17 protein-coding genes and 1 pseudogene are annotated in these 19,836 nt (G+C 72.9%); 9 read left to right on the top strand and 9 right to left on the bottom strand.

Features of this window, described 5'->3' with window-relative positions:
- Positions 1-4: 4 nt before the first annotated feature.
- The gene (locus BUS84_RS34005) at positions 5-991 is read left to right on the top strand and encodes a pirin family protein (RefSeq protein WP_074318442.1); all 987 of its coding nucleotides are present in this window, start codon (positions 5-7) and stop codon (positions 989-991) included.
- A gap of 60 nt (positions 992-1,051) precedes the next feature.
- On the opposite strand, the gene BUS84_RS40805 is transcribed toward BUS84_RS34005, so the two are convergent.
- Entirely contained in the window at positions 1,052-1,180 is a 129-nt protein-coding gene (locus BUS84_RS40805) for a hypothetical protein (RefSeq protein ID WP_255421212.1), read from the bottom strand.
- 132 nt (positions 1,181-1,312) lie between these two features.
- Here BUS84_RS40805 and BUS84_RS34000 point away from each other — a divergent pair, with 132 nt between their 5' ends.
- A complete protein-coding gene (locus BUS84_RS34000; protein WP_074318441.1) occupies positions 1,313-2,902 on the top strand; it encodes a phospholipase D family protein in 1,590 nt (529 codons plus the stop codon).
- Here the strand turns inward: BUS84_RS34000 and BUS84_RS33995 are convergent.
- Positions 2,851-3,609 carry a hypothetical protein gene (locus BUS84_RS33995; RefSeq protein WP_074319321.1) on the bottom strand — a complete coding sequence of 253 codons (759 nt, stop codon included), beginning with the start codon at positions 3,607-3,609 and terminating at the stop codon, positions 2,851-2,853. The genes BUS84_RS34000 and BUS84_RS33995 overlap by 52 nt on opposite strands.
- Before the next feature lie 380 nt (positions 3,610-3,989).
- Between BUS84_RS33995 and BUS84_RS33990 the strand changes: the two genes are divergently transcribed.
- Both BUS84_RS33990 and BUS84_RS33985 read left to right on the top strand, forming a co-directional pair.
- Complete coding sequence (locus BUS84_RS33990; RefSeq protein WP_074318440.1) at positions 3,990-4,811, top strand: SigB/SigF/SigG family RNA polymerase sigma factor; 822 nt, start codon at positions 3,990-3,992, stop codon at positions 4,809-4,811.
- A 124-nt stretch (positions 4,812-4,935) separates the two neighbouring features.
- On the top strand, positions 4,936-5,934 hold the full coding sequence (locus BUS84_RS33985) for an IS481 family transposase (protein ID WP_084757911.1): 999 nt from the start codon (positions 4,936-4,938) through the stop codon (positions 5,932-5,934).
- A gap of 124 nt (positions 5,935-6,058) precedes the next feature.
- Here the strand turns inward: BUS84_RS33985 and BUS84_RS33980 are convergent, their stop codons facing one another.
- The 3 genes from BUS84_RS33980 to BUS84_RS33970 are packed head-to-tail and all read right to left on the bottom strand — an operon-like array spanning position 6,059 to position 8,842.
- On the bottom strand, positions 6,059-6,649 hold the full coding sequence (locus BUS84_RS33980; RefSeq protein ID WP_074318438.1) for a GNAT family N-acetyltransferase: 591 nt from the start codon (positions 6,647-6,649) through the stop codon (positions 6,059-6,061).
- Positions 6,646-8,169: an APC family permease gene (locus BUS84_RS33975; RefSeq protein ID WP_074318437.1), complete on the bottom strand. Its 1,524-nt coding sequence runs from the start codon at positions 8,167-8,169 to the stop codon at positions 6,646-6,648. Before BUS84_RS33975 ends, BUS84_RS33980 begins: the two co-directional genes overlap by 4 nt.
- A gap of 46 nt (positions 8,170-8,215) precedes the next feature.
- A complete protein-coding gene (locus BUS84_RS33970; RefSeq protein WP_074318436.1) occupies positions 8,216-8,842 on the bottom strand; it encodes a GOLPH3/VPS74 family protein in 627 nt (208 codons plus the stop codon).
- A 182-nt stretch (positions 8,843-9,024) separates the two neighbouring features.
- On the opposite strand from BUS84_RS33970, the gene BUS84_RS33965 reads away from it, so the two are divergent.
- The 3 genes from BUS84_RS33965 to hrpB are packed head-to-tail and all read left to right on the top strand — an operon-like array spanning position 9,025 to position 12,693.
- On the top strand, positions 9,025-9,849 hold the full coding sequence (locus tag BUS84_RS33965) for a helix-turn-helix domain-containing protein (RefSeq protein ID WP_280175169.1): 825 nt from the start codon (positions 9,025-9,027) through the stop codon (positions 9,847-9,849).
- A 41-nt stretch (positions 9,850-9,890) separates the two neighbouring features.
- Positions 9,891-10,091, top strand: a complete 201-nt coding sequence (locus BUS84_RS33960; protein ID WP_074318435.1) for a DUF397 domain-containing protein — start codon at positions 9,891-9,893, stop codon at positions 10,089-10,091.
- A 28-nt stretch (positions 10,092-10,119) separates the two neighbouring features.
- Complete coding sequence (hrpB, locus tag BUS84_RS33955; RefSeq protein WP_074319319.1) at positions 10,120-12,693, top strand: ATP-dependent helicase HrpB; 2,574 nt, start codon at positions 10,120-10,122, stop codon at positions 12,691-12,693.
- 6 nt (positions 12,694-12,699) lie between these two features.
- Here hrpB and BUS84_RS33950 read toward each other — a convergent pair whose 3' ends face one another.
- Entirely contained in the window at positions 12,700-13,425 is a 726-nt protein-coding gene (locus BUS84_RS33950) for a PP2C family protein-serine/threonine phosphatase (protein WP_074318434.1), read from the bottom strand.
- A gap of 270 nt (positions 13,426-13,695) precedes the next feature.
- Here BUS84_RS33950 and BUS84_RS41000 point away from each other — a divergent pair.
- A pseudogene (locus tag BUS84_RS41000) lies at positions 13,696-15,557 on the top strand (glycoside hydrolase family 9 protein).
- 151 nt (positions 15,558-15,708) lie between these two features.
- Positions 15,709-16,989 carry an MFS transporter gene (locus tag BUS84_RS33940; protein WP_244298813.1) on the top strand — a complete coding sequence of 427 codons (1,281 nt, stop codon included), beginning with the start codon at positions 15,709-15,711 and terminating at the stop codon, positions 16,987-16,989.
- Here BUS84_RS33940 and BUS84_RS33935 read toward each other — a convergent pair.
- Genes BUS84_RS33935 through BUS84_RS33925 form a run of 3 tightly spaced genes read right to left on the bottom strand, consistent with a single transcriptional unit; the run spans position 16,965 to position 19,797 of the window.
- A complete protein-coding gene (locus BUS84_RS33935; RefSeq protein WP_074318433.1) occupies positions 16,965-17,222 on the bottom strand; it encodes a UBP-type zinc finger domain-containing protein in 258 nt (85 codons plus the stop codon). The genes BUS84_RS33940 and BUS84_RS33935 overlap by 25 nt on opposite strands.
- Entirely contained in the window at positions 17,219-18,793 is a 1,575-nt protein-coding gene (locus tag BUS84_RS33930) for a Na+/H+ antiporter (RefSeq protein ID WP_074318432.1), read from the bottom strand. Before BUS84_RS33930 ends, BUS84_RS33935 begins: the two co-directional genes overlap by 4 nt.
- Positions 18,794-18,831: 38 nt before the next feature.
- Positions 18,832-19,797 (bottom strand): TIGR03885 family FMN-dependent LLM class oxidoreductase, encoded by a 966-nt coding sequence (locus BUS84_RS33925; protein ID WP_074318431.1) that lies wholly within the window; start codon positions 19,795-19,797, stop codon positions 18,832-18,834.
- Positions 19,798-19,836 lie beyond the last annotated feature (39 nt).

Raw genomic sequence — 19,836 nt, 5'->3', positions numbered from 1 at the left:
TTCGATGCCCGCGATCACCGTTGAGAACGTCCTCGTCCTTCCCCGCCTGCCCCAGCTCGACGAGTCCGCCAAGATCCGCCCCGTCCGCACGGTGACCACCGCGCCCAGCGGCTTCGAGGGCGAGGGCTTCCCGGTCCGCCGGGCCTTCGCCGGGGTGCCGACGACCGACCTGGACCCGTTCATCCACCTCGACCAGATGGGTGAGGTGGACTACGCGCCGGGCGAGCCGAAGGGCACCCCCTGGCACCCGCACCGTGGCTTCGAGACCGTCACGTACATCATCGACGGCGTCTTCGACCACCAGGACTCGCACGGTGGCGGCGGCACCATCACCGACGGCGACACCCAGTGGATGACCGCCGGGAGCGGCCTGCTGCACATCGAAGCCCCGCCGGAGCACCTCGTGATGAGCGGTGGGCTCTTCCACGGCACCCAGCTCTGGGTCAACCTGCCCCGCGCGGCCAAGATGAACCCGCCCCGCTACCAGGACATCCGGGGCCGGGAGTCGGCGCTGCTCACGACGCCCGACGGCGGTGCGCTGATCCGGGTCATCGCCGGTGAGGTGGCCGGGCACCGCGGCCCGGGTTCCACCTTCACCCCGATCACCATCACGCACGTCACCGTGCAGCCGGGAGCGCAGGTCGACCTGCCCTGGCAGCCGGAGTTCAACGCCCTGGTGTACGTGCTCGGCGGGCGCGGCACCGTCGGCGCCGACCGGCGGCCGGTCCGCACCGGCCAGCTCGCGGTGCACGGCCCGGGCGACGCGCTGCGCTTCAGCGCGGACACCACGCAGGACAGCAACACCCCTGCCCTGGACCTCTACATCATGGGCGGTCAGCCGATCCGGGAGCCGGTGGCACAGTACGGCCCGTTCGTGATGAACACCCGGGACGAACTGATCCAGGCGTTCGAGGACTACCAGGCAGGTCGGCTCGGCGTGATTCCCTCCGAGCGGCTGCCGCACACCGGCGGCCAGGGCACCAGGCCCTGACCATGGTCAACCGCTGAGATCGGCGCCGGCGCCCCCGTACCCGGGGGCGCCGGCGCCGCCTCAGGAGACGGCGAAAATCCCCGCCACCCCGAGAATCACCATCACCAACACCGCTACCAACGCCCCCCGTTCGCTCTCGACCGCCGGCTCGCGGTACTCGGTCACGGGGTTCGTCGTCTCGCGGGGCATGGTGTGGCCTCCTCGGTTGTTGTCGCGTCGTTCTGGTGGCGTCGGCCAGGTCGTCGGTCTGCCGGCCCTGGCGTGCGAACCCGCGTCGGGGGTCCTACCGTGAGGACGTTGTCGACCTCGGGGGGCTGGACGTTGCCGTTGCAGGACTGGTTCCTCACCGCACAGGAACGGGCCAACCCGGTCTCTGTGTTACCCGTCTGGACCACCGGAAACCTCGCCGAGCCACTGATTCACGGTGCGGCGTACTTCGACCGGCTGGTCGACGAGGTGGAGGCGCTGACGGCCGGCGACCACCTCTTCTTCACCGACTGGCGGGGTGATCCGGACCAGCGGCTGCGCCCGGACGGCCCGACCGTGGCCCAGCTCTTCGCCCAGGCCGCCCAGCGTGGAGTGGTGGTCAAGGGGCTGATCTGGCGCTCCCACCTCGACGCGCTGGCCTACAGCGAGGCGGAGAACCGCGACCTCAGCGAGGTGATCTCCGCGGCCGGCGGGGAGGTGCTGCTCGACCAGCGGGTCCGCCGTGGCGGCTCGCACCACCAGAAACTGGTGGTGCTGCGGCATCCGAGTGCCCCGGAACGGGACATCGCGTTCGCCGGGGGGATCGACCTGTGCCACAGCCGGCGGGACGACGCCGCGCACCGCGGCGACCCGCAGGCGGTGCGGATGTCTCCCCGGTACGGCCCCAACCCGCCCTGGCACGACGTGCAGCTCGCGGTACGCGGACCGGTGGTCGGCGCGCTGGACACCGTGTTCCGGGAGCGCTGGACCGACCCGATGCCGCTGGACTCGGAGAACCCGATGGCCTACCTGCGGGACCGGCTACGGGGCGCGGACCTGCGCCCCGACCCGCTGCCCGAGCAGCCGGCCGACCCGCCGCCCTGCGGTCCGCACCAGATCCAGGTGCTGCGCACCTACCCCGCGGTCCGCCCGCGCTACTCCTTCGCACCGCACGGCGAGCGGTCGGTGGCAAGGGGCTACAGCAAAGCGGTACACCGTGCCCGCCGGCTCATCTACCTGGAGGACCAGTACCTCTGGTCGAGCGAGGTGGCGGACCTGTTCGCGCACGCCCTGCGCGACAACCCGGAGCTGCACCTGATCGCGGTGGTGCCCCGACACCCGGACGTGGACGGCAGGCTCGCGCTGCCGCCGAACATGGTCGGCCGCGAGCAGGCGTTGTCGCTGTGCGAGCGGGCCGCGCCGGACCGGGTGCACGTGTTCGACGTGGAGAACCACGCCGGCGACCCGGTCTACGTGCACGCGAAGGTCTGCGTGGTCGACGACGTGTGGGCCAGCGTGGGCAGCGACAATTTCAACCGCCGCTCGTGGACGCACGACAGCGAGTTGTCCTGTGCGGTGCTCGACGACATCCGTGACCAGCGGAAGCCCACCGATCCGGCCGGGCAGGGCGACGGGGCGCGGGTCTTCGCCCGGGAGTTACGGCTGCGGCTCTGGCGCGAGCATCTGGACCGCGACCCGGCCGGCGCGGACGACGCCGACCTGCTCGATCCCACGGACGCCGTCGCGGCCGTCACGGCGGCTGCCGACGCGCTGCAACAGTGGTACGACGACGGCCAGGTGGGCGACCGTCCGCCCGGCCGGCTGCGCCCGCACCGCCCCGATCGGCTGCCCTGGTACACCCGCACCTGGGCGTTGCCGGTGTACCGGCTGGTCTACGACCCGGACGGTCGGCCGCTGCGGACCAGGTTGGCCGGCACCTGGTGAACCGACCGGGCCGGCGCCGGTGGCGGGCCGCTTTCGCCCGGGTGCACGCTCAGCCCGCCGGGGTAGGCGAACGAGGAGCGTGGCGAGTAGTAGCCGAAGCAGATGGTCAGCGGGTTGGCTGGCCGTAGCGCGTACATCGGGTGGCCGGGCTCCATGAACTCGACCGACTCGATCTCGAACGGGGCGACCGGCTCCGCCACGAACGGGTAGACGGCGCTGAGCAGTTGACCGTCGCGGCGGGTGAAGTAGCGGTGGTGCCCGCTGCTGATCACGTGGCCGGTCTCTCCGACCCGGCAGCGGGCCCGGATCAGCGGTGCGCCGTCGGCATGGGTCACCGAGACCAGGTCGCCGCCGCGCACCTCGATGCTGGTGCGGCCGGTGATCGCCGGGGCGCCGCGGGCGGCGGCGTAGTCCCGGACGGTGCGACTGGACGCCACGTAGTGGGTCCACCAGCCGCCCGGGTTGAGGCCGCCGGGGGCGTCCACGCCGGTCAGCGAGACGCCGAGGTAGGTCAACGAGTACGCGCCGAAGCCGGACGTCTGCGTCTCGTCGTCGACGATGTACTGGTTGAGGAACACCTGCCGGTCCGGGCGGGGACGCAGGCCGGCCGGGACCAGAGCCTCCACCGCGTCCGGATCCGCCGGCAACCAGCTGAAGTGGAGCGTGCGGCTGTTCACGACGAGCTGGGGAGCGGCTGGATCGAGCACGGTGCCTCCGAACCGGGTGTGTACAGGCGACGCTACGGCCAGTCCCACCGGCGGGACAACGACGGATAGTAGACACCTGGGTCCAGATGTCGGGTTTCATGTTGACCGCTCGGCCGGGGGCGGTGGGCCGACCGGTCAAGCCACGGTGGGACGGCCGGTCGGCCGGACGTGGACGGTGGAATCAGTAAGAGACCTCACAACCGCCTGGACCGCCACCCGATTTGCGCCTTTTGCTGGCCTAAAGGGCTTAAGTACATCAGCCTTTCGGCTAGATTTCCGGGAGACGATCAGGTTAAGGTGAGTCCCGAACGGCCCATACGAAGCTAAACCAAAGCGTCACGTCTTTTTGTCCGCGGACGAGGTGCAGGGAGGACCACCCAATGACCGCGCCAACGATCAGCGAGCAGCCGGGCACCGCCGTCAAGAGCGCGAAGCTCGACCCGCGTGCGCTCACCGACAGCGCCACTGACCTGCTCAACGCCATGGCCGCGCTGCCGACCACCCACCCGTCGCGCGCCGCTCTGCGGGACCGGGCGATCGAGGCCTGGCTGCCGCTGGCCAACCACCTCGCCCACCGCTACAGCGGGCGGGGCGAGCCCACCGACGACCTGGCGCAGACCGCCGCGGTCGGCCTCATCAAGGCCATCGACAAGTTCGACCCGTCGCGCGGCGTCGACTTCGCCGGGTACGCCATCCCCACCATCATCGGCGAGCTCAAGCGGCACTTCCGCGACCGCACCTGGGACATCCGGGTGCCCCGCCGGCTCCAGGAGCTGCGGCTGTCCATCTCCGACGCCAACAGCTCCCTCCTGCAGACCCTCGGGCGCTCGCCGACGGTCGCCGACATCGCCGCCCACCTCAAGCTCACCGAGGAGGAGGTGCTGGAGGGCCTGGAAGGCGCCCGCGCGTACAACGCGGTGTCGCTGTCCACCCCGACCGGCGACGGCGAGCGTGCCACCGAGCTGGGTGACATGCTCGGCGGCGAGGACGCCGAGTTCGAGCTGGCTGAGCTGCGGGTCGCCCTCGGCCCGGCGCTGGCCACGCTCGACGAGCGGGAGCAGAAGATCCTCACCCTGCGGTTCTACGGCAACCTGACGCAGTCGCAGATCGCCGAGCAGATCGGCGTCTCGCAGATGCACGTCTCCCGGCTGCTGGCCCGGGCGCTGACCAAGCTGCGCGGCCAGCTCGACGGCACGTACTAGGTGTGCTGTCCAGGGAGGTTGGTCGAGGTTGTGTGACGACACGGTCTGATGTCGTAGGTAGGTGAAGGCCTCCGGTTGTGGAGTGGAGCTGTCGAGGAACCGCTCCGGCAACCAGGAGGCCTTCATGCTCCACCGTAATGCTGCTCTGACCCCACGCGCGCGTCTGCGGCTGGCGCGTCTGATCGTGGACGAGGGCTGGCCGGTCGCCCAGGCAGCACGCCGTTATGACGTCTCTTGGCGCACCGCGAAACGCTGGACAGATCGTTACCGCGAGCAGGGCGCTGACGGTATGCAGGATCGCTCGTCGCGCCCGCACCGCAGCCCGGCACGCACACCGCAGCCCATGGTCCGCAAGGTCGTGCACCTGCGCTGCAAGCAGCGCCTGGGCCCGGTCCAGATCGGCGGGCGCCTCGACATGCCGGCCTCGACCGTGCACGCCGTGCTGGTGCGCTGCCGCCTCAACCGGCTGCGCCATATCGACCGGACAACCGCTGAACCCGTGCGCCGCTACGAACACCCGCATCCGGGCGCGATGCTGCATGTCGACGTCACCAAATACGGCAACATCCCCGACGGCGGCGGCTGGCGCTACGTCGGCCGTTTCCAGGGCCGCCGCCACCGCAACGCCACCGCCGTGCGGACCGGAAACCGCGGCAGGAACTGGGCACCGAAAGTCGGGACGGCGTTCGTGCACACCGTCATCGACGATCATTCCCGCGTCGCCTACGCCGAGATCCGTGACGACGAGAAAGCCGCCACCGCCATCGACGTGCTCCGCAACGCCGTCGCGTGGTTCACCGCACGTGGTGTCACCATCGAGCGGGTCCTGTCCGACAACGGCTCGGCCTACAAGTCCTTCGCCTGGCGCGACGCCTGCCACGAGTTGGGCATCACCGTGAAGAAGACCCGCCCCTACCGGCCCCAGACGAACGGCAAGGTCGAGCGTTTCCACCGCACCCTGAACGATGGCTGGGCCCTGGCCCGGTTCTACAACTCCGAACAAGCCCGCAGGAAGGCCTTACCGGCCTTCCTGCATCACTACAATCACCACCGACCCCACACCGCCACCGGCGGCCTACCACCCATCACCAGGTTGACCAACGTCCCTGGACAGCACAACTAGGCGGTTCACGATGCAGGGCCGGGTCCGCGGACCCGGCCCTGCATCGTTCGTACGAATTGTCACGCGGACGTTACAGCGCGTTCCGCTGCGTACCGGCCGGTTGGCGGTGGCCCGGCCGGTTCCGTCAGCGGCCCACCGGCTCCCGCCACATCGGCCAGAACGGCGTGCCGTCCGGCAACCGGAACGGCTCGCCGGCCCGGTAGCCGTGCTGCACGTACAGGTCCCGGCTGCGCGTGCTGCTCGCCTCCAAGTAACCGGGCATCCCGTTGGCGTCCAGCCAGGCGTGGTGGTGCACCAGCAGCGCGGTGCCCAGCCCCTGCCCCTGCCGCTCCGGTTCGACCGCCAGGAAGGCCAGATGGTGGTGGTCCGGATGCGGGTGGTTCGCCGCGAACAACTCGTCGAGATGCTCGAACCGGTCGGTCCACTCACCGCAGGCAGCGGCGAGCCGGGCGTCGTAGTCGGGTGGCGGCGGGGCAGGCTCGCCGACCGAGTGGAACCAGACCGCGACCGCTGCCCGATCCGCGCTGGCGTACACCAGGCCGTGCCGCATCGCGTGCTCGACCAGGATCTCGACGTTTCCAGCCAGCACGGCCTCCCGCTTGCTCGCGTCGGGCACCAGCCAGCGAGTCACCTCCAGGGCGGCGAACGCCTGGGCGATCCGGCCGGCCACCAGCGCGGTGTCCTCCGGCCCGAGCCGGTCGACGGCCACGCTCATCGGTGCACCTCCGCGCCGGCCGACGCCGGCGGCTGCTCCACCGGCCGCGCGGCGGCCGCGGCGCTCTCCGCGCCCAGGCCGATCCGGGCGTACGTGTCCGGGCGGCTGCTGCGCAGCACCAGCGCCCAGCCGACGCCCAACGCGGCCGCCACCGGGTAGACCGCGGGCAGCGCCCAGCGCAGGGTGGAGTCCGGCGCGACGCCGAGCAGGTTGGCGAAGTTCGACACGGCCAGCCAGATGATCACAAAGAGCGCGATGGTGGCCAGGCCGGGTGCGATGGCCCGCCGCCAGAGCGTCTCGCCGCCACCGGAACGGACGAAGTAGGCGATCACCGCCACCGAGGTGGTGGCGATCAGCAGCAGCACGCCGAACCCGCCGGTGGTGCCGCCCCAGAAGAACAGCTTGACCACCGGGTCCCAGCCGTTGACCGCGTACAGCAGGATGACCAGCAGGCCGAGGACGCTCTGCGCCAGCGAGGCGGCCCGCGGCGCGCCGCTGCGCGGCGAGGTCTGCCCGAACACCGCCGGCAGCACCCGCTCCCGGCCGAGCGCGAACGCGTAGCGGGCCGTGGTGTTGTGGAACGAGATCATCGCGGCCAGCACCGAGGTCAGGAAGAGCGCCTGGCCGATGGTGACCGCCGTGTCGCCGAGCTGCGCACCGGCCAGGTTGAAGATCAGCCCGACGCTCTGCTCACCGGCCTCGGCGACGATCCGGTCCGGTCCGACGGCGACCGTCATGGTCCAGGAGGAGAGCGCGTACAGCCCGGCGATGATCGCGACCGAGAGGTACGTGGCCAGCGGCACCGTGCGCTTCGGGTCCTTGCTCTCCTCGCTGAAGACCACCGCGGACTCGAAGCCGACGAAGCCGAGGATGGCCAGCACCAGCACCGCGCCCACTCCCGGCACGAAGAGGTTGTCCGGCGACAGCGCGGCGAGGCTGACCTGGCCGTCGGCCGGGTTGCCCAGCTGTCCCAGGTCGAAGATCAGGATCACCACGATCTCGGCGACCAGCAGCGCCGCCAGCACCATGCCGTTGATGTCCACCCGGAGCAGGCCGAGCAGGCCGACCAGCGCCCACGCCACCAGGGCGACGATGGACCAGTGCGGGTGCCCACCGAAGATCCGGTCGAGCACCGGCTCGGCGGCGACGCCGATGGTGCCGTAGAGCCCGACCTGGAGCGCGTTGTACGCGATCAGCGCCACCCAGGCGGCGCCCACGCCGGCCGGCCGGCCCAGGCCACGGGAGATGTAGGCGTAGAAGGCGCCGGCGTTCTCCACCCGGCGGGACATCGCCACGTAGCCCACCGAGAACAGGGCGAGCACCGCGGCGACCACCAGGAAGGCCAGCGGGATGCCGGTCACCCCGATGACGCCGTAGCCAGTGGTGACGACACCGGCCACCACGGTCAGTGGCGCGGCGGCGGAGAGCACGAAGAAGATCACCGAGGGGACGCCGAGGCGGCCTCGGGCAAGGGCTTCGGAGACGTTGCTGGGTCGGTCGACTGTCGATGTCGGGGGCATACGACTACTCCGGTTGTCGAGGGGAGGGTGGGGGGTTACCGGGGGATCATGGGACGCCACGGAGCACGGCGGCGCCGACGGCGGCCTCGGTGTGCCCGACGAGTTCCTTCAGGGGCGCCGGCAGCGCGGGGATGAGGACGTTCAGCCGGTGGTGGGCACGCGGGCCGGCGCTCCACAGCACCTCGCGGGTCAGCCCGGCGGCCACCACCAGACCGAGCAGCAGGGCGTCCGGCACGCTCGGCGGGTCCGGCCGGTCCAGCAGGGCCCGCAGCCGGGTGGCCGGCCAGGCCACCGCGTTGAGATCGATCGGCAGGTAGCTGACCGAGGTGCGCAGCAGCCGGCGGCTCTCCTGGCGGCGCAGCATGCCGGCCCGGGCCAGCCGCTCCCCCACCGACGTCGTCGCGCTCTGCGCCAGGAAGCTGAGCCAGGTGCGGACCGCCTGGTGCTGGGACTCGCCGATCAACTGGTCGAGCACGGTGTGCGCCAGCGCGTCACCCGGCGGGCGCCGGTCGATGACGGTGACGTGCCCGTTGGAGACGGTGATGTGTCCATACAGGATCAGCTCGCCGAGCAGCCCGCCGGCCAGGCCGAGCCCGGTCGCGGCCGGATGGAGTTTGGCCTTGCCGCGGCTGTCGTTGTGAGCGATGAGGAAGAACTCGTCGGCGATGAGCAACGGTCCTCCCGCACGGTGTGTCCACTGTGATCGCGACCGGCAAAGGATGCACCGACAGCTACCGCAATGCAACTCCCAGATTTGAAAGTTGCACTCCGTGCAGGCCCGACCTGCGGATCTTGTCGTGACAGACTCGGACGGTGACCGCCACTCCCGCCATCCCACCCGCCGCCAGCCCGACCGTGCGCCGTCGACGCATCGCCCGGGAGCTGCGCCAGCTCCGGGAACGCGCGGGCATGACCCTCGATGTGGCGGCCCGTCAGCTCGACATGTCCAAGAGCAACCTCTCCCGGATCGAGACCGCGCAGATCGGCATCAAGCCGCGCGACGTCCGGGCCGCGCTGGCCCTCTACCAGGTGACCGGGGCGGACGCCGAGGCGCTGATCGAGATCGCCCGGAGCGCACAGCAGCGGGGCTGGTGGCAGAACTACAGCGACGTGCTGCCCGAGTGGTTCGAGTTCTACGTCGGGCTGGAGGCCGAGGCGGTGGCGCTGCGCACGTACGAGGCCGAGTCCGTGCCGGGGCTGTTGCAGACCGAGGCGTACGCCCGGGAGATCTACCGGCGCACCGCGGGCGAGGACGGCGTGGAGCGCAAGGTGGCGGCCCGGCTGCACCGGCAGGAGGTGCTGCGCCGCGACGACCCGGTCCAGTTGTCGGTGGTGCTCAACGAGGCGGTGCTCCTGCGCCCGGTCGGCGGCAACGCCGTGATGGCCGAACAGCTGATCCACATGAGTCGAATCGCGCAACTACCGAACGTGACAATCCAGGTACTTCCATTCGCGGCCGGTGGACATCCCGCGATGAGCACCCCGTACGTGATCCTCAACTTCGCCGACGCCGCCGACGCGTCCGTTGTTTACCTGGATAACCTCACGATGGGCCTGGCGCTGGAGGATGCCGATCAGGTGCTCGGGTATAGCCTTCTGCACGAGGAGCTGTGCCGGATGGCGCTCGATCCGGCGGCGTCGTTGACCCGCCTTGAGCAGGCTTCTCGTAACTTTGCGTGACCGCGTCTGCGGCACGCCGACGCAGACGAGAGGTACCGCGGATGACGGCGCACGACCTGACCCGGGCGGACTGGCGGACCAGCACGCGCAGCAGCGGCAACGGCAACTGCGTGGAGGTCGCGACAGCCGACGGTCAGGTCGCCGTCCGGGACAGCAAGGACCGGTCGGGTCCGGTGCTCGCCTTCGACGCGTCGGCCTGGCGCACGTTCCTGCACGGCGTCGGCGAGGTCCGCCGCAGCTGAGCCCCCGGGGCCGGTGCGAGACTGGGCCGTGCTCTCCGACGTAACCCTGGACCTGCCGGTACGCACGGTGCTGCCGGCGCTGGTCGCGGCGCTCGACGCGGCCGGCGCGGGTGTCCTGGTGGCCCCGCCGGGCACCGGTAAGACGACCCTCGCGCCGTTGGCCGTGGCCGACCGGGTCACCGGCCGGGTGGTGATCGCGCAACCCCGCCGGGTGGCCGCGCGCGCCGCCGCCCGGCGGATGGCCGAGCTGCTCGGCGAGCGGGTGGGCGACCGGGTCGGCTACGCGGTACGCGGCGAGCGCCAGGTCAGCCGCGCCACCCGGGTGGAGGTGGTCACCACCGGCCTGCTGGTTCGCCGGCTGCACAACGACCCGGAGCTGCCCGGCACCGGCGCGGTACTGCTCGACGAGTGCCACGAGCGACAACTCGACGCCGACCTCGCGCTGGCCTTCGCGGTGGAGGCACGGGCCACCCTCCGGCCGGACCTGTGGCTGCTGGCGATGTCCGCCACTCCGGACACGGACCGGTTCGCCGCCCTGCTCGGCGGGCCCACCCCGGCCCCGGTCGTCCGCGCCGAGTCGGCGCTGCACCCGGTGCAGCGGGTCTGGGCGCCGCCGGCACGGCCGATCGCCCCACCCGGGGGCGGACCGGTGGACCGGGCCCTGCTCGACCACGTGGCGGCCACCGTCCGACGGGCGCTGCGCGAGCGCGACGGCGACGTGCTCGTCTTTCTGCCCGGGGCCGGTGAGATCGCGGCGGTCACCGGCCGGCTGGCCGACCTGCGCGACGCCGTCGCGCTGCTGCCGCTGCACGGCCGGCAGCGCGGCAGCGAGCAGGACGCGGCCCTGCGTCCAGCGGATCGACGCCGGGTGGTGCTGGCCACCGCGCTGGCCGAGACGAGCCTGACCGTGCCGGGTGTGCGGGTGGTGGTGGACGCCGGGCTGTCCCGGGTGCCCCGCACCGACCTGGCCCGTGGGCTCGGCGCGTTGATCACCGTGCCGGTCTCCCGGGCCGCCGCCACGCAGCGGGCCGGCCGGGCCGGCCGGGAGGCCCCCGGGGCCGTCTACCGCTGCTGGTCCGCGGCGACGCACGAGCGGCTGCCCGCCCGGCCGGAGCCGGAGATCGCCACCGCCGACCTGACCGGCTTCGCGCTGGAGCTGGCCGCCTGGGGGCGGCCGGACGGCGTCGGGCTCGCGCTGCCCGACCCGCCGCCGGCGGCGGCGATGGCGGTGGCCCGGGACACGCTGGCCACCCTCGGCGCGGTCGACGCGGACGGCCGGATCACCGGGCGGGGGCGGGCCATCGCCGCCGCCGGGGCGCACCCACGGCTGGCCCGGGCACTGCTCGACGGCGCCGGTCTGGTCGGCGCCGAGCGGGCGGCCGAGGTGGTGGCCCTGCTCGCCGAGGAGAGCGCGGCCGGCCCGGGCGACGACCTGGTCGCCGGCTGGCGTCGGCTGCGCGCCGGGGCGGACGCGGGCGCGACCGCCCGCTGGCGGGCCGAGGTGCGCCGGCTGCGAGGTGCCCTGCCCGCCGGTTCCCCGCCGCGGGGCCGCGCCGCCGCCGATGCGACCGGCCGGACCGGCGGTCCGGAAGCGAGCGGGCGCGCTGGCGCCGGTGGACTCAGTGACGACCTGGCCGCCGGGCTGCTGGTCGGGCTGGCGTACCCGGAGCGGTTGGCCCGGGTCCGGCGCCCGGGCGGTTCGGCGTACCTGATGACCGGCGGGACCGCCGCGGACCTGGCGGCGGGGTCGGGTCTGACCGGGTCGGACTGGCTGGCGGTGGCCGTCGCGGACCGTACCCCCGGCGCGCCCTCGGCGCGCATCCGCCGAGCCACGCCGCTGGACGAGGCGACGGCCCGGGAGGCGGCCGGTCCGCTGCTGTCCACACGCCGGGAGGTCGGCTGGTCCGACGGGGACGTGGTGGCCCGGGAGGTGACTCGACTGGGGGCGATCGTGCTGCAGGAGCGCCGGCTGGATCGTCCGGACCGGGCGGACGTGGCGGCGGCGCTGCTGACCGGCCTGCGCCAGGAAGGGCTGGGGCTGCTGTCCTGGACGCCGGCGGCCCGGGCGCTGCGCGAGCGGCTGGCGTTCGCCCGGCACCACCTCGGCGCACCGTGGCCGGAGGTCAGCGACGAGGCGTTGCTCGACGCCGCGCCGACCTGGCTGGGCCCGGAGCTCTCCGGCGCCCGGCGCCGCGCCGACCTGGCCCGGGTGGACGTGGCCGCGGCGCTGCGCCGGCTGCTGCCGTGGGCGCAGGCCGCCCAGCTGGACGAGCTGGCCCCGGAGCGGATCGCCGTACCGAGTGGTTCCCGGGTCCGGCTCGACTACAGCGACCCGGCGGCGCCGGTGCTGGCGGTGAAGCTCCAGGAGACGTTCGGCTGGCCGGCGGCCCCGCGCATCGGCGGCGGCCGGGTGCCGGTGCTGCTGCACCTGCTCTCCCCCGCCGGCCGGCCGGTGGCGGTCACCGCCGACCTGGCGTCCTTCTGGCGCACCGGCTATCCGCAGGTCCGCGGCGAGCTGCGCGGTCGCTATCCCCGGCACCCGTGGCCGGAGGACCCGACGACCGCGACGCCCACCCGGCGCGCCGCACCGCGCCGGCGCTGAGGCCGGTTACTCCTTGACGACGTCGGCCACCACGACGGTGACGTTGTCCGGCCCGCCGGCGTGCAGCGCCAGATCGATCAGCTTGCCGGAGCAGGCGGCCCGGTCCGGGTAGCCGGCGAGCACCTCGGCGAGGGTGTCCGAGCGGACCACGTTGGAGAGCCCGTCGCTGCACAACAGCCACCGGTCGCCGGCCCGGGGCACCATCGTCGCGTACGACGGGGAGACGTCGTCGCCCTGCAACGCCTGGGTGACCACCGCCCGGCGCGGGTGGCTACTGGCCTGGTCGGCGGTGATCACGCCCTGATCCACCAGCATCTGGACGAAGGTGTCGTCCCGGGTGACCTGTTTGAGCACTCCCTCGCGGAACAGGTAGGCCCGCGAGTCACCGACGTGCGCGAGGGCGAGGCAGCTGCCGGTACGGGCGAAGAGCAGGGCGGTCAGCGTGGTGCCCATGCCCTGGCGCTCCGGATCCTCGGCGACCGCCTGCCGGATCCGGGTGGTGGCCAGCGCGATGCCGCCCTGGAGCGCGGCCACCAGGGCGTCCTCGGGGGTCTCCACGTCCAGAGGAGCGACCGCGTCGATGGTGAGCGCGCTGGCCAGGTCACCGGCCGCCATCCCGCCCATGCCGTCGGCGACGGCGACGAGCCAGGTCCCGGCGTGCAGGGCGTCCTGGTTTCCGCTGCGGATCAGCCCACGGTCGCTCGTTCCCACGGAACGCAGCTTCAGGGTCATGGGAGGCAGCCTGCCAGGCGAAGGGCGCAGTTGTCTCTAGGAGATCAGGACGACGACGCATGGCGCGGCCAATCTCACGTGTCCGCACCGGCGCGTCGCGGCGCCCGGCCCGGCGTGGTGCTGAGCCTACCGCCCTCGTCGGACGGCGAAAGCCATCCAGTCGGATCGATTGACACGGCGTACCGCCGCTGGAAACATCGAGCCGATACCTGGGAGCGCTCCCAGCTTCCGCCACCCGCCCCCTAATCCGTCCCGGAAGGACTCCCCGTGATGCCATCCCGACCCCGCCTCCCGCTGGCCGCGGCGACCACCCTGGCCCTCACCGGCGCGGGCGCCGGCGCCGCCCACGCCGACCCACCACCGGACGCCCCCGAGCAGATCGACAACGGCGACTTCAGCGCCGGCGTGAGCCCCTGGTTCTCCTACGGCACCGGAGCGCTCGAGGTGACCGACGGCCGGCTCTGCACCACCGTCCCCGGCGGCCTGGCCAACCCGTGGGACGCCGGCATCGGCCAGGACGGCGTGCCGCTGGTCGCCGGCGCCCAGTACACCCTCGGCTTCGCCGTATCCGCCACTCCCGGCGCCGCGATCAAGGCCGTCCTCCAGCTCGGCAGCGCTCCGTACACCACGTACGCCGCCGTGGACGCCACCGCCACGGGCACCGCCCAGCGGGTCGAGCAGACCTTCACCGTCCCGGACGACAACCCCGGCGCCCAGCTGATCATCCAGGTCGGCGGCGCCGCCGAGACGCAGACCGTCTGCCTGGACGACGTCTCGCGGCGCGGCGGCGAACCACCCGAGCCGTACGAGCCGGACACCGGGCCGCGGGTGCGGGTCAACCAGGTCGGCTACCTACCCGGCGGGCCGAAGAACGCCACCGTGGTCACCGAGGCCACCGAGCCGCTGCCCTGGCAGCTGCGCTCGGCCGGCGGCACGGTCCTGGTCAGCGGCACCACCACCGCGCGCGGCGTGGACGCCGCCTCCGGGCAGAACTTGCACACCGTCGACTTCTCCAGCTACCGCACACCCGGCAGCCGGCTTACGCTCACCGTGGGCGGTGAGACCAGCCACCCGTTCGACATCTCCGGCGCCCTCTACGACCGGCTGCGCGCCGACTCGCTGCAGTTCTTCTACGCCCAGCGCAGCGGCATCGCCATCGACGGGGACCTGATCGGCGACGAGTACGCCCGGCCCGCCGGTCACCTCGGGGTGGCGCCCAACCAGGGCGACACCAACGTGCCCTGCCAGCCGGGCGTGTGCGACTACTCCCTGGACGTGCGCGGCGGGTGATACGACGCGGGCGACCACGGCAAGTACGTGGTCAACGGCGGAATCGCGACCTACCAGCTGCTGAACACCTTCGAGCGGACCAGGACCGCGGTCACGGCGGGCGGCGGCGCCGGTCTCGCCGACGGCACGCTGCGGGTGCCCGAGCGCGACAACGGCGTGCCGGCGGCGCCGTGCAGGCGATGGACTACATCTTCGGTCGCAACGCGCTGAACATCTCGTACGTCACCGGGTGGGGCGAGCACGCGGCGGAGAACCAGCACAGCCGCATCTTCGGCCACCAGCTCGACCCGAACCTGCCCCGCCCGCCCGCCGGCTCCCTCGCCGGTGGTGCGAACGCCGCCCTCCAGGACCCGTTCGCGGCGCAACTGCTCGCCGGTTGCAAGCCGATGTTCTGCTACTTCGACGACATCAACTCGTACGCGACCAACGAGGTGGCGATCAACTGGAACTCGGCGCTGGCCTGGATCGCCTCGTTCCTGGCCGACCAGCGTGACGCCGGCGCGGTGCCGGCCACCACCTGCGCGGTCCGCTACACCAACTACGGCGCCTGGCACGGCGGCACCGGGTTCACCGCCCAGCTGACCGTCCGCAATACCGGCGCCACGGCCGTCAACGGCTGGGCCGTGCGGTTCGCGTTCACCGGTGACCAGCGGGTGCGCGAGGCGTGGCTGGCGAAGCTCACCCAGGCCGGCGCGACGGTGACGGCGCGCAACGAGTCGCACAACGCCCGGATCGCGCCCGGCGGCACGGTGACGTTCGGCTTCAACGCGACCACGGCGGGCGGGGCCAACCCCGACCCGGGCCTGGTCACCGTGAACGGCGCGGCCTGCTCGGTGACCTGATCCCACTCCCCTCATGATCACTTGATGATGAGGGGACGAGAGAAACCGGCATGTCGACCACTGAGCATCGAGTGATTGAGGGACAGCGCCTGTGATGGGCGCCGCACAGCGCGCGGCTTCGGTACGCACGCTTCGACCCTAGGGTCGAGGCGTGCGCACCAAGGCGAGGATTCGCGGCCACTGGCGGGCGCTGTCGCCGCTCCCGCCGCCCGGCCGGCTGCGCACCCTGTCGCTGGCCACCCTCGCAAACACCGTCGGCGCCGGGCTGTGGGTGGCCGGTGCGGCGCTCTACCTCACCCGCGCCGTCGGGCTGAGCCCGACCGAGGTCGGGCTGGGGCTCACCGTCGCCGGCCTGGTCGGGCTCACCGCCAGCGTGCCGCTCGGCGGGCTGGCCGACCGCCGCGACCCACGGACCCTGCGGGCGGTCCTCCAGGTGGCCCAGGCCGTCGTCGCCGCGGCGTACCTGCTGGTCGGCTCGTTCCCGGTCTTCCTGCTGGTGGCCACACTGGACGCGCTGCTGATCTCCGGCAACCTGGCGGTCCGCGCTGCGCTGATCGCCGCGGTCGGCGGCCCCGAGGGCCGGGTGCACGCCTTCGCCACCCTGCGCGCGGTCGCCAACCTGGGCGTGGCGCTCGGCGCGGGGCTGGCCGGGTTCGCGCTGGTGGCGGACACCGCATGGGCGTACCGGCTGCTGGTGCTCGGCAATGTCGCGACCTACCTGGTCTCGGCGGCGCTGATCATGCGACTGCCGTCCTATCCGCCCGCCCGGCGGCCGGTCCGGCCGCGACCTGGTCGCGCGCTGCGCGACGGGGCATTCCTCGCGGTCGCCGGGGCCTCGGCGGTGCTCTCCCTGCACTGGGTGGCGCTCACGCTGGTGCTGCCACTGTGGGTGGTGACCCGCACCGACGCGCCGCCGGTGACGGTGTCCGCCGTGCTGCTGGTCAACACGCTGCTCACCGTGCTGCTCGCGGTACGGCTGAGTCGGGGTGCCCGGCACGCGCTACCGGGCGCGGCCACGATGCGCCGGGCCGGGCTGGTGCTCGCGGCCGGGATGCTGCTCTGGGCCGCGACCGCCGCCGTGCCCACCACGGTGGCGGTCGGCCTGCTGCTGGTCGCGACCGTGGTCTACACCCTCGGCGACCTGTGGCACGCCGGCGCCGGCGCGGCGCTGGCCTACGACCTCGCCGCCCCGGACGCCATCGGCGCCTACCAGGGGGTGGACGCTCTGCTCGCCGGGTTGGCCCGCGCGGCGGGGCCGGCGCTGCTGACCTGGCTGATCCTCGACGGCGGCCCGCTCGGTTGGCTGGCCCTGGCCGGGCTGCTCGCCGTCACCGGCCTGGCCGTGCCACCGCTCACCCGACGTGCCCTGGCGAACCGCGCCGACCCGCCCCTTCGCCCGGCCAGCGATCAGCCGATCTCCTCGTCCACGTAGCACCAGCGCCACGCCTCGCCGGGCTGCGCCGAGCGGATCACCGGGTGGCCGCTGGACTCGAAGTGCTTCGTCGCGTGCTGGTTCGGCGACGAGTCGCAGCAGCCGACGTGCCCGCAGGTCAGACAAACCCGCAGGTGCACCCAGTTGGCGTCGCCGATGGCGACGCAGTCCGGGCACTCCTCGGTGCTGCCCACCTCCACGACACCGGCCTCGGTCAGGTGCTGACAGCTCACTTCTCAACCTCCTGCCGCAGCAACGACTCCTCCAGGTCCAGGTCACGATAGGCCCGCACCAGCACCTCCTCCGGGATCCGACCGGCGTCCCGGGCATCCCGGAAGACGGTCCGCTCGGCGTCGATCATTTCTTGTCGCAGTCGACCGTACGCCTGGGACGGGGTTTCCCGCTCGGTGCCGCCGAGCCGTTCCCAGGCCAGGTTGGTGCGGTCCTCCAACAGCCGGCGCAGCCGGTCCACCACCGCCGCCGGGGCGTCTTCGGCCAGCTCGTCCAGGCGGTCCCGGGCGGCCCGGCTGGCCTGCTGCTGCACCCCGGCGGCCGACAACGCGTCCTGCACCGGGTCGTCCTGCGGCAGCTTCAGCCGGCGGGCGACGATCGGCAGCGTGGCCCCCTGGCCGACCAGGGTGACCACGATCACCGCGAAGGCCAGCCAGATGAACAGCGCCCTCGGGTACGGCGCGTCGTCGGCCAGGGTTAGCGGCAGGGCCAGCGCGGCGGCCAGGGTCACCACGCCACGCATCCCGGCCCAGCCGATGACGATGGGGAACTTCGCCGACGGGGCCGCGTCCCGGCGGCGGATCCGGGGGACCAGCCGGGCCAGGTAGGTGGCGGGGAAGACCCAGACGAACCGGGTGAGGAAGACCGTGGCGAGCACGGCGAGCGTGATGGTGGTGAGCGAGCCGAGCGGCTCGTCGAGGTCCCGCAGCACCTCTGGCAGCTGGAGCCCGACCAGCAGGAAGACCAGTCCTTCCAGCAGGAAGCGGGCCAGCCGCCAGAACGCGCCGACTTGCAACCGGGAGGCGGCCGAGAGCAGCCGGGGCAGCTTGTGACCGAGCACCAGCCCGGTGACCACCACCGCGACGACGCCGGAGGCGTGCGCCTCCTCGGCGGCGAACACCACCGCGAACGGGATGATCAACGACAGCGCGTTGTCCAGCAGCGGATCGTTGATCCGCCGGTGCAGGAAGCCGAAGACCAGCGCGCCGAGCGCACCGATCAGGATTCCGCCGCCGGCGGACCGCAGCACCTCGATGGCGACGTCGGCGGTGCCGACCGCCGAGCCGGCGACGGCCAGCGTCGCGACCCGCAGCAGCACCAGCGCCGTCGCGTCGTTGATCAGGCTCTCGCCCTCCAGGATCGTGACCACCCGGCGGGGAAGCCCGACCCGCCGGGCGACCGCGGTGGCGGCCACCGCGTCCGGCGGCGCGACCACCGCGCCGAGGGCCAGGCAGATCGCGAACGGCACCTGCGGCAGCAGCAGGTGCAGCACCAGGCCGACCACGAACGCGGTGAACAGCACCAGGCCGACGGCGAGCAGCAGGATCGGCCGGATGTTGTTCTTGAACGCCGGCACCGAGGTCTCCAGCGCGGCGACGTAGAGCAGCGGCGGGAGGATGCCGACCAGCACCAGCTCCGGGTCGAGGTGGACCTGCGGGAAGCCCGGCACGAAGGAGAGCGCCAGACCGAGTACGACCAGCAGGATCGGCGCCAGCAGGCCGAGCCGGCGGGCCAGCGCCGCGCCCAGGGTGGCGATCGCCAGGAAGACGACGACCGGAAACAGGCTTTCCATGGGATAGGAGCCTAGGGGTCCCGCGTAGTGGACCTGGCTCAGCCGCCCGGGCGCAGCTTCGGCAGCACCTCGGCGCCGAACGCGTCGACGAACCCGCGCTGCTCCTGCCCGACGTGGTGCAGGGCGATCTGGTCGAACCCGAGCTCCACGTACTCCTCCAGCCAGCCGACGTGCCGGCCCAGGTCGGCCGAGACGTTCACGACCTGCGCGACCCGTTCCGGCGACACGTCGGCCGAGACCGCGTCGAAGTGCTCGACGGTCTCCAGGTCCCAGCAGACCGGCGGGGCGAAGACGTTGCTGCGCCACTGGTCGTACGCGAGCGCCTCGGCCTGCGCCTGCTCCGGTGCCCAGCTGACGTGCACCTGCAGGTGCAGCGGCCCGCGCCCGCCGGCGTCCCGGTACGCGTCGATCATCTCGCGCAGGTGCGCCGCCGGCGCGTTCACGGTGATCAGCCCGTCCGCCCACTCGGCGCACCAGCGAGCGGTGGCCACGCTGACCGCCGCGCCCACCAGCGCCGGTGGCTGCTCGGGCCGGGTCCATAGCCGGGCCCGGTCCACCCGGACCAGGCCGTCGTGGCTGACCTCCTCGCCGGCCAGCAGCGCCCGGATCACGTCCACGCACTCGCGCAGCCGGGCCGCGCGCACGTCCTTGCGCGGCCATGGGTCGCCGGTGATGTGCTCGTTGCTGGCCTCACCGGTGCCCAGCGCGGCCCAGAACCGGGCCGGGTACATCGCGCCGAGGGTGCCGATCGCCTGCGCGATGATCGCCGGGTGGTAGCGCTGGCCGGGGGCGTTGACCACGCCGAACGACATGCCGGTGGCCTGCAACGCGGCCCCCAGCCAGGACCAGGCGAAGCCGGATTCGCCCTGCCGGGCGCTCCACGGGGAGAAGTGGTCGGAGCACATGGCGGCGTCGAAGCCGGCCCGCTCGGCGTGCAGCACCGCCTCCAGCAGGGCGCGAGGATGGATCTGCTCATGGGACGCGTGAAATCCGAACACCGTCATGGGCGCACTTCCTACCCACAACACCACCCGCTGATGCGT

Origin of the sequence: Micromonospora cremea (genome assembly GCF_900143515.1) — a bacterium.
Taxonomy (GTDB): Bacteria; Actinomycetota; Actinomycetes; order Mycobacteriales; family Micromonosporaceae; genus Micromonospora; species Micromonospora cremea.
This window is presented reverse-complemented; position numbering and strand designations above follow the sequence as displayed.

Coding starts and splice junctions, on each gene's coding strand:
- BUS84_RS34005 (WP_074318442.1), top strand. CDS start 5: ATGCCCGCGATCACCGTTGAGAACGTCCTCGTCCTTCCCCGCCTGCCC.
- BUS84_RS40805 (WP_255421212.1), bottom strand. CDS start 1,180: ATGCCCCGCGAGACGACGAACCCCGTGACCGAGTACCGCGAGCCGGCG.
- BUS84_RS33990 (WP_074318440.1), top strand. CDS start 3,990: ATGACCGCGCCAACGATCAGCGAGCAGCCGGGCACCGCCGTCAAGAGC.
- BUS84_RS33985 (WP_084757911.1), top strand. CDS start 4,936: ATGCTCCACCGTAATGCTGCTCTGACCCCACGCGCGCGTCTGCGGCTG.
- BUS84_RS33980 (WP_074318438.1), bottom strand. CDS start 6,649: ATGAGCGTGGCCGTCGACCGGCTCGGGCCGGAGGACACCGCGCTGGTG.
- BUS84_RS33975 (WP_074318437.1), bottom strand. CDS start 8,169: ATGCCCCCGACATCGACAGTCGACCGACCCAGCAACGTCTCCGAAGCC.
- BUS84_RS33960 (WP_074318435.1), top strand. CDS start 9,891: ATGACGGCGCACGACCTGACCCGGGCGGACTGGCGGACCAGCACGCGC.
- BUS84_RS33950 (WP_074318434.1), bottom strand. CDS start 13,425: ATGACCCTGAAGCTGCGTTCCGTGGGAACGAGCGACCGTGGGCTGATC.
- BUS84_RS33930 (WP_074318432.1), bottom strand. CDS start 18,793: ATGGAAAGCCTGTTTCCGGTCGTCGTCTTCCTGGCGATCGCCACCCTG.
- BUS84_RS33925 (WP_074318431.1), bottom strand. CDS start 19,797: ATGACGGTGTTCGGATTTCACGCGTCCCATGAGCAGATCCATCCTCGC.